Here is an 8,979-nt window from a genome sequence, read left to right on the forward strand (position 1 = left end):
CGTGTTGTTACTCGTTCTGTTCTTACCCTCTTTTGGCACGGACCTGAATCACGTTGTTTGCGGCTCCAGACCGGTCACGGGTGTAGATCGCGGTGGTGGTGCCTTGAGTGTGCTGGGCCGCGTGCTGCAGGGTAGTGGGGTCCACTAGAGACTTTGCTTCGGTGATGCCGCCAGACCGGGTGTCACGGATCTGTAGATCATCAGGGAAGGGGTCTAGTTCAGCTTTGGCGCGTGCCTTATTCACAGCGCGCAGTGCCTCCTTGAAGCCGCGGGACAGGACACCATTCTTGGGTGGCTTGCCGTTTGCCATGGTGATTACTGGGCCGGTGCGCTGATCTGTCGGGATCAAAAGCAGGCGCTGCCGGATCTCGGGGGTGTACTTCAGGCTGAAGGTGTAAGGTTCGGTCAAGCTCTTGCGGGTCTTGCTGATAACCTTGGTGAACGAGGTGACGTGCTGATCGAACATATCCCACGTCACACCGTCGACCCAAATCTGCCCGCCGTCGCGAACGCCGCCCTGCCGGGTATCGTCCTTGACCCATTGCCCGTGCACGTCGACACCGCGCAGGATAAACTCGAACCGCATCAATATGGCAAGGGCGAGGTGGGGGCGGCCCATGCGGTCGGCCTCGGCCACGATGGCCTCGATTTGCTCGCGGGTGGCATAACGTGATCGACGGGCGGGATTCTGGATGCGCACCTCCTCGCGGATCGCTTTCACCTTGGCGCAATGATCTACACCGACCTTGATCCCGTGGGAGACGACTAAGCGCCAGTGGGTGAACCATTTCTTGACGTAGTGGGTGGAGCGGCCCTTGTCGTGCATGGCTTTCTTCCACCTCATAATCCGCTCAAAGTCAGTTTCCTCGATCAGCACATTGCCAATTGCTTGCTCGATGTATCCCAGCATCTGCCGATACTTTTCCTGCGTTTGGGGCAAGACGTCATGGAAGGAGCTGAACTCGTCTGACAGGTAGCGGCCAATCAGCCACCCCCATGTACCTGCCTTCCGGCCTTTAGCTTCGCCGTCAAACCATTCAAGCATCTCGCGAGTGAGGGCGCGGCAGTGAGCGGCGCGCTCCAAATCAAGCCCGTCGCCTTTTGATCCGCCGAGCTTATATGTTTTGATGCTGTATCCAGCTTCGAGATACTTCTTGCTTGGGCGCCATAGGTAGCTGTTCCGGTCTTTCAGGTACTTCAGGAACGGCGCATAGGCCGGTTCGCTGTCATCCCAGAGCGAGTCTCTAAAACGCATCGTGGTTCTCCGTATGGTTGGTTTCCGTCAACCGCCGGGAGCGCGCTTTAGCAGATCTAGCGTTGCGTTCTCGCGCCCATTCCTCAACCGCCTCACGGTGGCGCATGCCTATTGCAGGATCGATCTTGGGAAAGCCGTACTGACGTTCGAGTGTTTCACTGTTTGAGCGTAGCCACTTGACGTCATGGCCCAGCATTTTGGCTATGTCCGCTTCCTTTACGAAAAGCTGCTGAAATGGCATGAAATTTCTCTCGATTCAGGACCTTGCTTTGGGCGGCCATTGCTTCCGATCTTCGCGCCGCCTTAGGCGGCAACGAGGCGGCAACGAGGCGGCAACGAGGCGGCAACGAGGCGGCAACGAGGCGGCAACGAGGCGGCAACGAAGCGGCGCATGATGCCGCTGGTTTTGCGGGCGATCCGTGCGTTAGACATTGAAGTCACCTTGCAGGAAATTCGGCGCGGGCAATTGGCCGTCGTAGGGGCAATCCGGGCGACCATCGCTGGCGCGGCGGGGTACGCGCGCCGAGGCGGTCTTGATCCAGTTGCTCAGCGCGTTTTGGCGGGATGTGCCGGCGCATAGAACGCCCATCAGATCGACCAACCAGAGCGCCTCATCATAGACCCATGCGTCCGAAGCTGGCGCGGTGATGCATCCGCCGAGATCTGCAAACTGCGCCGATCTCTGATGCATCGGCGTCGCCCGGAGGGTCTCTGTCGCGGCGTAGAGCGCCAGGGTGTTGATCTCGGCAGATGATGCGCGGGCGGTGGGCAATTTGGAGGATTGAGCCGCCCGCGCCTGATCCGCACCGCAAGACGGGTGCGAAACCTCGCGAACCCCATTGGCGCGCAATCCTCCAGCGCGGCGCGGGTGTTCGTTATTCGGGCAAGGGCGGCGCCCTTGGAGTTTGTCCGCTATGGGCGCGGAACCTTGAGAGATAGGGTTTGTCATTGCGGGTGCGCCTCGCCTTACGCCGCATGGGGGCCGTGCGGGGTGATCTGGCGATCCGCCATGACACGGCGCACCTTGTGGCCGACGCGCTCCAAGACATGTTCGGTCGGTTCAGGTGTCGGTGCCGGGCGCTCGATCAGGTGTGCAGCGCGCAGGCGGGCGGGATCAAAGCCCTGACCGCGCGCGGCTTTTAGCGTGGCCCATGCCGTAGTGAATAGGTGCGGGGTGTCGAGATGATCCTCGGGGGAGCCAGCGATTTGCTGAGCGTCACGCAGCACGGTTTCAAGTCTGTCTTGCATTCAATCCTCCATCGGTTGATGGAAGATTGATAGCGGGGTATAATTACCCCGTCAACTCAAAAGGGGTATAATTACCCCGCAGCATGCATGAGGTGCAAAGTTAGATTCTCTGAGCCAACTCTGCTGGCCAGTGCAGACGCACCCTTGCAGCCCACTTCAATCGCACATTCCACATGTTCTGAGCGCCTGGATTGAGAGAGATCAAGTGAAAGCTACCCGGCTCATCACCCGGTTTGATCTGCTTAACCCAACCCATTCCATCCTCGTCTTCGCAAACGCATCTGTGGCCGATATCATCCGAAACAACTGCGTTGTGACCGTTGCGCGTGTAGAAAAGCAGGTCTCCAGCTGAATAGACCGGTTCCATACTGTCGCCTTCGATTTCAACAGCAACTACGCCATGAGGGGATAGCCCTTGTGGGCAAAAGACTTGCGGACCTGCGCCTTTTTCATAGGCGTCAAAAACGGGAACTCGTGCACCGGCTCCAACTTTACCTGCAATAGCGATGCTAGGCGCCTCAGAGTAAGTCAGCTGCCCCTCTAAAAAGCCTTCTAGCGTGGTGCCAAATGACGCAGCAATTTTCACTGCATCATCTACGTTGGTTGATTTGCTCTTGCCCTGTGCCAGGTTCTTGAGCTGCTCATATGAAACGTCCGCGTCACTCGCAACTTTGCGCATAGACTTGCCGGAGGTCTCGATTGCCGCAAGGAATGCGTCTCTAAATGATTGTTGCATGTGGGGTAATTTACCCCACCGATCCGAAATAAGCATGGCGTAAATACACCCTTGACTGCTGGGGTAAATAAACCCCAATTAGGGTTTATGGAACATTTTCTCGCAGAACTCTCCGCCTATGCAGATGCCGTTGGTCGCACCCCGCAACATGTGTTGCGGCAAGCCATTGGCGCGAGCTGGGGGCAGTGGGCGTCTTGGAAAGATGGTAAATCGAGCCCGACGCTTCACACCGTGGACAAGATCCGAAAGCACATGTCGGATAACCCGCCTCCAAGTCGAGTGGGGGGTATCGCCGCATGAGCCGCCCGCGTCTGACCCTGATCGTGAACAATGATGTGCCATGCGACCAGCCTGGCACGTCAGCTGACCAAGCGTCTTGGTCAAATCAGTTGGATCCATACGTGCTAAAGATCAGCGCGCCTGACCTTTGGTCGGCCTATTTCCACGCGCGGTTTCACAGCCCGCGCGAGGTGGCGCTGTTCTGCGATGTGTCGTTCCAGACCGCGCTGAACTGGTGGGGCGCGGTGACAGCACCCGCCAGCCATACCGCCTTGCTGATGGTGCTGACCGACCCCGGCGCGGCGGCGTTCTTCCAGGACAAATTGGCGAGGGCAGCATGATGGCACAGATCGCTTCACCGCGTATCGAGCGGATCGCCTATCAGATCTGGTGGCTGATCGAGGACAGGGCCGGGGAATGCACGTTGGCGGATATGGCCATGTTCACCGGCGCATCGAGGCAGACCTGTTCCCAGATCTGCCGCTATCGCGGTTGGTCTGGGCGCTATCGCAAGATGGCGCGCAGTCATGCGGTCGACAACGGCCCACAGTTGATCGATGCAATCGATGATGAGCTGTCGTCTCTGTTCGGGGAGGCCGCGTGATGCTGGGCGCGGTTGGATTGCAGCCTGTCTCCACCGATGACCTGCCGGAATACCCGCTTGGCATCGAGGATCGGCTCGACAGCCACTATTTCATGGCGTGGGAGCGGCGGCGCTGGCTGAACTCGGACATGCGGCTGAAGGGCACGCCGGAGTGCCGGGCGCTCTACTTCGATCTGATCAATATCGCATATGACCAGACGCCAGTGGGCACGGTGCCGCAGGATCTGGAGACGCTGGCCAAGCTGCTGCTGGTCGATCCGGGGCACTTCCGATCTCTGTGCAAGCTGGATTACGGCCCGCTGCACAAGTGGACGCCTTGCATCTGCGAGGGCGGCGAGGTGCGGCTGATGCATCCGATGGTGCTCAGGTCGCTGACCGAGGCGCTGTCACGCAAGGAAGACAATCGCGCCAAGCATGAAGCGGCCAATGCGGCCAAGCGGTTGCAGCGCTTGCGCATGACGGTGGCCGGCTATCACGCCGAGTTGGCGAAGAACGACGCGGCCATTCGTTGGATGGACGAATGGCTGGTCCAGGAGGGCTGCGAATACCGCAACGCCAGCTGGATCGAGCGCGCCATGCGGTCCTGGTCGACGCATATGTTCGACCTCGGTCAGGCGCGCTCCGGCTCCGTCCGATAACTGTCCCGACAGTGTCCAAGACTGTCCGGCGGACAGTTCAAGACAGTCTCGGACAGTCTCAGACTGTCCTGCACGACAGGGACAGAGACAGAGACATAACAAAACAGAAGGACAGTCGCAGGACCGTTCGCGTTCGGTGGCTGTGGATAACTCGGATTTGCTGAGAAAAGAGGTGCAGAGATGGATGAGAAACAACAGGCCGCCGGAGAGAAACGGGTTCAGGACATGCTGATCACGCCGCTGGAGGCGCTGGGGCTGGCGCGGCCCTCGACCCTTACCAAGGCTCAGTTTGCGGTCATGCTGGCTGAGATGCGCCAGAAACTGGCGTATATGACGCCGGGCAGCCTCGCGGTGTTGCGGGACTGGGTGGAGGCGCACCCGGGCGGTCGGGACAAGGATCGGTTTCCGATTGGGTTGAAGATCCTGAACAAGGCACGGGCGATCCAGTCGCCGGAGAGTGGGCCGTCGCCGCTGATGATCAAGGTCTTCGGGCATGCGCTGGGACAAGAGGCGCTGGCTGGGGGCTGGGCGCCTGAGCTGCTGCGCTATCTGCGTGGGGCGCGGGAATGGCCTGGGCGTTACACCATCACCCAGATCCGGAATGAGGCGGATGAGGCTGTGCGGCGCATGGCGGATATCGAGATGCGCTTGGGTCGTGGGGATCGGTTGTCGGTGGAGGATGAAAGCTTTCGCGCCCGCCGGTCTGAAGCGCTGCAGAAATGCCGGGAGATCACAGACCAGGCGCAGCGAGGTACAGCAGCATGAGCGAGAATGTTGTGATCGTGGCACCGGACGGGATGGCGGATTTGACGCCGATGGCGGTGTTCCTGGCGGCGCGCCAGCTCCGCCTGCAGGCAGAGGCGGGCCGCATCCAAGCCGTGAAAGCGCGGGGTCAGGTGCCCGAGGTTTGTGGTGATGCAATCCCCGAGGCGCCCGCGCGTGGTGCAATCCGGGTGTTTCAGCCGATGAGGCTATTCCCTGACGGCAAAGAAAACTGGAAGGCGCGCCCTTCGGGCTACCGTGGCAGATCAGCGATGCAGCGGGCGGATGTGTTTGACGTGATGACGGCAAAGGCCGCTAGCAAGGGAAAGCCTGCTCCGTTCACACGGGAGCAGGTGGCTGCAGGACGCTATTATCGAGATCTGGTCGAGCGTCACGCCTGTGCTGGTGTCATGTGTTCATCTATTGAGGCGCTACGCGGCGGAGGTGGCTGCGGGAACTTCATCGATGCGGTCTTGCGAGATCGAGAGGAGATCGAACGGATCCGCCGCCGCATCGGCAGCGGCACTGCAATGGCGGTTCGCAAGATTCGCCCGTCCAAGCGTGGCTCACGCAAGAACATCACTGACCGGTGCCTGGTCGATATGGTGTGTCTCGAGGATAAACCGATCAGCGTGGTGCTAAAGGTGAATGGATGGAGTTCCCGAGGGCAATCTTCTGGTGCCTTGCGTCAGGCGTTGTCGGATGCTCTTGAACGTGTGGTCTGTTGAGTGCCGCAGCGGCCTCGATCATGATACCTGCGCCGCGTTGCAACTGCGTTAGGCGCGAAATTCCGGGGCTACGCGTGAGCACACACATCATTCAATGACATTCCATCGGCGGAACTTATTTGATCGCCCTTCTTCGGTAGAAGGACGATCCAGGCGCTTTCTATTCAGTTGTTTCAGGTTGAATGAGTTGCTGTCGCTCCAGCCACCCCCACAATTCAGGGTCTTCAAGCGCCTTCATTTCAACTCCCTTGTGGGTCACGCCCTCAAAGACAGTAACACGCACATTTCGGTCCAGCTCTCTCAGCCTCTGAACCAAGGTTACGGTATCGCTAAGCGGGATCACATCATCATCTGTAGAGTGAAAGGCCCAGAACGCCGTGTTCTCGTTGGTCCTGTTTAGATAATGACGCGTGCCACCGCCGGCGATAGGCACCACGGCGGCAAAGGTGTCGGGAAATTGTGAAGCCATCGCCCAGGCACCAAACGCGCCACGACTATAGCCCATAAGGTAGATGCGACTTTCATCAATACGGTTCGACGCAACGACTTCATCTAGCGCTGCTTTGATCCGCTCGATGGGATATAGAAGTTTCTCGCTAGGGTTCTGCGGTGAAAATACCACGAAGGGGAAACTCTTTCCCTGTTCGATCAAACTGGGCAAGCCGCTCTCGCGAACCTTGTCGACATCGCTGCCGCCCTGGTTGCCTCCATGCAGCCAGACCACAAGCGGGAATTCTTTCTCTGAATTCTCGAAGCTATCCGGAGTATAGAGTAAGTAATTGATATCTAATGGCATCGGGGCGGTCGAAGTCATGGCTGCTTGTTCGGCCATGGTAGTGCTTGCTCCCCCAAGAGATGCCAGCGCGATGGCGACGGCGGAAATTGAGGTTCTAGTTGCTGATCTCATAAATTTCATGTGTCCTCCCTAAAAACTGACCTGCGCCTTGCAAGACGCAGTCATGACGCACGCTGCCTGTAGAACCTGTCATCAACCTGTCATTGCTGCTCTACTGGAGGTTTAATTGCAGCTGCACTGATGACCGGCCTCAGCGGATACTCGATGGGGGCAGACCATGCCCATGTCGCCTACCTGTCGCCGCGATGCCGCATGTCTGCTTGGAGCCCATACTACCTTCAATCTTCAAGCATCTGACTGTATAAAACACCTATGTTCAACCGTCTCTTCGCCAAGCTATTCGGTTCAAAACCGCAAACAACTTTCCAGTTTCAACCTCGCTGGAAGGAAGAATTGGTTGTGAAAGGTCCAGGTGGCTCGTTCGTTCTTGAGCTACCTATGGGCGTGTATTCTGCATACCTTCCAACTCAAAAGGCCTGGGAAACGAAGGCTCCAGAATGGGCGAGAGACCTTTGGCCGCTGCTGAAGAGTGAACTGGAGGAATGGTGCGTTAGAAACAAGGCAGCGTTTTATGTCGATGAGACTGCGACAGTGTTCGTAGAAGGGTAGCCTGACTGCGTGTTTCCCAACTCTAACTGTATAACTGACCAACGGCAGCTTTGTCCGCTTAGCTGCCGCTGACCGTCCAGTTCGGCAACGATCTTGCTTGCTGGCGCGGTGAAGGACTGGCTTGAGCCCAACATGTCGGATGCTGCGCGTTGCGCAAACGTCGGCTATGCGCGTGAATCTGACTTAGCAAAGCTTCTGCTGTTCGGTTGACTAGTCCCGAATGGGCTTAACTCTTGCTAACTTTTTGCGACAGATAGGAACGGGCAGGTTCTTAACAACGCGTCCGCCACGGCTTCGACAAACGCGTCCAAAGTCTCGGAACGGCGTCTCGTTCTTGAAGCCCACTCATTTGCTGTTTTGCGATAGTGAGATTGATACGCTCGTTTGCTCAGTTCACGGCCGTCAGAAGGGTCCGTGAGTTCGAGCAGAGCGATCCGATAAATCGCCACATCATCGAACGCCTCATGGTGGTGAACGCCATGCCTTGCTCTAATTTCTTGATCGAACTCCTTGTCAAAAGTCTTAATTAACTTGCCAAAATCCAACCCATGATCGGGAACCGCGCTCTTAACTTCCTTAGAGAGCACCTTTAGCCGTTCTCGAAACTGATAGAACCGCGAAAAGTACATTTCACAACAGTATCTTAAGTGACTTTCTTGCGTAACAGGTGCGCGAGAAAATGGGTAGCGTCGAAAATACCATTCTACATCGCGGAGTGCATTGGCGGTGCTTAATAGCTCCAGGTACGAACTCAGGACTGCATGCTCTGACTCCATCTCAGGCGAGAACTTGAACTCTTCAACTTGTCTTTCGCGAGGCATGAATTCGTCGTCGAAATTGAGCGCATAGCCGATTTGTGAACGCTTCCATTGTTGCCAACCAGGATACGCTTGCAGCTTATGCATCCAATCCCGAATTGCGTTTGAAATTCGTTCTTGAGCAGTACTACTGTGGGGCATCTGTTTTGCAGCTCGTTCATTGTTTGCGGGAGGAAGATCAAAGTCACATCCCTCATCCAATCCAACAAGACAATCCAAGTGAGTTCAAGCGCTGCTTCGGGCAGGAAGCGGCCATTGACGGTGATCGCGCTGGCTGCAGCAAAGTCCGCATTGCAGTCAGTCAGCAGAGGTTTGGGGCTGCGCCTACAGCGAATGGCTATATCTGCGCCATTTTGGCCTCCTGCAAATCCCCCTTGACGCCAATGTCACCGGCATGGCAGTAAATATGCATCATCACTAAATGCGCCCACGGGAAACCGGAGGGC

General features: G+C 57.4%; 13 protein-coding genes. 6 read left to right on the forward strand and 7 right to left on the reverse strand.

From position 1 onward, the window contains the following. Positions 1-22: 22 nt before the first annotated feature. The 5 genes from R0J92_RS03865 to R0J92_RS03885 form a co-directional block, all read right to left on the reverse strand. The gene (locus R0J92_RS03865) at positions 23-1,255 is read right to left on the reverse strand and encodes a hypothetical protein (protein WP_411050768.1); all 1,233 of its coding nucleotides are present in this window, start codon (positions 1,253-1,255) and stop codon (positions 23-25) included. Continuing rightward, a complete protein-coding gene (locus R0J92_RS03870; RefSeq protein ID WP_106162759.1) occupies positions 1,245-1,496 on the reverse strand; it encodes a hypothetical protein in 252 nt (83 codons plus the stop codon). Before R0J92_RS03870 ends, R0J92_RS03865 begins: the two co-directional genes overlap by 11 nt. Positions 1,497-1,679: 183 nt before the next feature. Then, positions 1,680-2,204 (reverse strand): hypothetical protein, encoded by a 525-nt coding sequence (locus tag R0J92_RS03875; protein ID WP_411050769.1) that lies wholly within the window; start codon positions 2,202-2,204, stop codon positions 1,680-1,682. Positions 2,205-2,221: 17 nt separating this feature from the next. After that, positions 2,222-2,503 carry a hypothetical protein gene (locus tag R0J92_RS03880; RefSeq protein WP_411050770.1) on the reverse strand — a complete coding sequence of 94 codons (282 nt, stop codon included), beginning with the start codon at positions 2,501-2,503 and terminating at the stop codon, positions 2,222-2,224. A gap of 100 nt (positions 2,504-2,603) precedes the next feature. Continuing rightward, on the reverse strand, positions 2,604-3,317 hold the full coding sequence (locus R0J92_RS03885; RefSeq protein WP_411050771.1) for a helix-turn-helix transcriptional regulator: 714 nt from the start codon (positions 3,315-3,317) through the stop codon (positions 2,604-2,606). A 311-nt stretch (positions 3,318-3,628) separates the two neighbouring features. Here R0J92_RS03885 and R0J92_RS03890 point away from each other — a divergent pair, with 311 nt between their 5' ends. The 5 genes from R0J92_RS03890 (at position 3,629) to R0J92_RS03910 (ending at position 6,250) form a co-directional block, all read left to right on the forward strand. Next, a complete protein-coding gene (locus R0J92_RS03890) occupies positions 3,629-3,859 on the forward strand; it encodes a hypothetical protein (RefSeq protein WP_411050772.1) in 231 nt (76 codons plus the stop codon). Beyond that, complete coding sequence (locus R0J92_RS03895) at positions 3,859-4,122, forward strand: hypothetical protein (protein WP_411050773.1); 264 nt, start codon at positions 3,859-3,861, stop codon at positions 4,120-4,122. Before R0J92_RS03890 ends, R0J92_RS03895 begins: the two co-directional genes overlap by 1 nt. Beyond that, positions 4,122-4,760, forward strand: coding sequence for a hypothetical protein (locus R0J92_RS03900; protein WP_411050774.1), 639 nt, complete (start codon positions 4,122-4,124; stop codon positions 4,758-4,760). The genes R0J92_RS03895 and R0J92_RS03900 overlap by 1 nt, the downstream gene beginning before the upstream one ends. A gap of 180 nt (positions 4,761-4,940) precedes the next feature. Beyond that, a complete protein-coding gene (locus tag R0J92_RS03905) occupies positions 4,941-5,525 on the forward strand; it encodes a hypothetical protein (RefSeq protein WP_411050775.1) in 585 nt (194 codons plus the stop codon). Beyond that, positions 5,522-6,250 (forward strand): hypothetical protein, encoded by a 729-nt coding sequence (locus R0J92_RS03910; protein WP_411050776.1) that lies wholly within the window; start codon positions 5,522-5,524, stop codon positions 6,248-6,250. Before R0J92_RS03905 ends, R0J92_RS03910 begins: the two co-directional genes overlap by 4 nt. A gap of 160 nt (positions 6,251-6,410) precedes the next feature. On the opposite strand, the gene R0J92_RS03915 is transcribed toward R0J92_RS03910, so the two are convergent. Continuing rightward, positions 6,411-7,166: a dienelactone hydrolase family protein gene (locus R0J92_RS03915; RefSeq protein WP_411050777.1), complete on the reverse strand. Its 756-nt coding sequence runs from the start codon at positions 7,164-7,166 to the stop codon at positions 6,411-6,413. 252 nt (positions 7,167-7,418) lie between these two features. On the opposite strand from R0J92_RS03915, the gene R0J92_RS03920 reads away from it, so the two are divergent. Further along, positions 7,419-7,715: a hypothetical protein gene (locus R0J92_RS03920; RefSeq protein ID WP_411050778.1), complete on the forward strand. Its 297-nt coding sequence runs from the start codon at positions 7,419-7,421 to the stop codon at positions 7,713-7,715. Positions 7,716-7,951: 236 nt separating this feature from the next. Here R0J92_RS03920 and R0J92_RS03925 read toward each other — a convergent pair whose 3' ends face one another. Next, complete coding sequence (locus tag R0J92_RS03925; protein WP_411050779.1) at positions 7,952-8,620, reverse strand: hypothetical protein; 669 nt, start codon at positions 8,618-8,620, stop codon at positions 7,952-7,954. Positions 8,621-8,979 lie beyond the last annotated feature (359 nt).

This window comes from Tritonibacter sp. SIMBA_163 (genome assembly GCF_046535935.1).
GTDB lineage: Bacteria > Pseudomonadota > Alphaproteobacteria > Rhodobacterales > Rhodobacteraceae > Epibacterium > Epibacterium scottomollicae.

Coding starts and splice junctions, on each gene's coding strand:
- R0J92_RS03865 (WP_411050768.1), bottom strand. CDS start 1,255: ATGCGTTTTAGAGACTCGCTCTGGGATGACAGCGAACCGGCCTATGCG.
- R0J92_RS03870 (WP_106162759.1), bottom strand. CDS start 1,496: ATGCCATTTCAGCAGCTTTTCGTAAAGGAAGCGGACATAGCCAAAATG.
- R0J92_RS03875 (WP_411050769.1), bottom strand. CDS start 2,204: ATGACAAACCCTATCTCTCAAGGTTCCGCGCCCATAGCGGACAAACTC.
- R0J92_RS03880 (WP_411050770.1), bottom strand. CDS start 2,503: ATGCAAGACAGACTTGAAACCGTGCTGCGTGACGCTCAGCAAATCGCT.
- R0J92_RS03895 (WP_411050773.1), top strand. CDS start 3,859: ATGGCACAGATCGCTTCACCGCGTATCGAGCGGATCGCCTATCAGATC.
- R0J92_RS03900 (WP_411050774.1), top strand. CDS start 4,122: ATGCTGGGCGCGGTTGGATTGCAGCCTGTCTCCACCGATGACCTGCCG.
- R0J92_RS03905 (WP_411050775.1), top strand. CDS start 4,941: ATGGATGAGAAACAACAGGCCGCCGGAGAGAAACGGGTTCAGGACATG.
- R0J92_RS03910 (WP_411050776.1), top strand. CDS start 5,522: ATGAGCGAGAATGTTGTGATCGTGGCACCGGACGGGATGGCGGATTTG.
- R0J92_RS03915 (WP_411050777.1), bottom strand. CDS start 7,166: ATGAAATTTATGAGATCAGCAACTAGAACCTCAATTTCCGCCGTCGCC.
- R0J92_RS03920 (WP_411050778.1), top strand. CDS start 7,419: ATGTTCAACCGTCTCTTCGCCAAGCTATTCGGTTCAAAACCGCAAACA.
- R0J92_RS03925 (WP_411050779.1), bottom strand. CDS start 8,620: ATGCATAAGCTGCAAGCGTATCCTGGTTGGCAACAATGGAAGCGTTCA.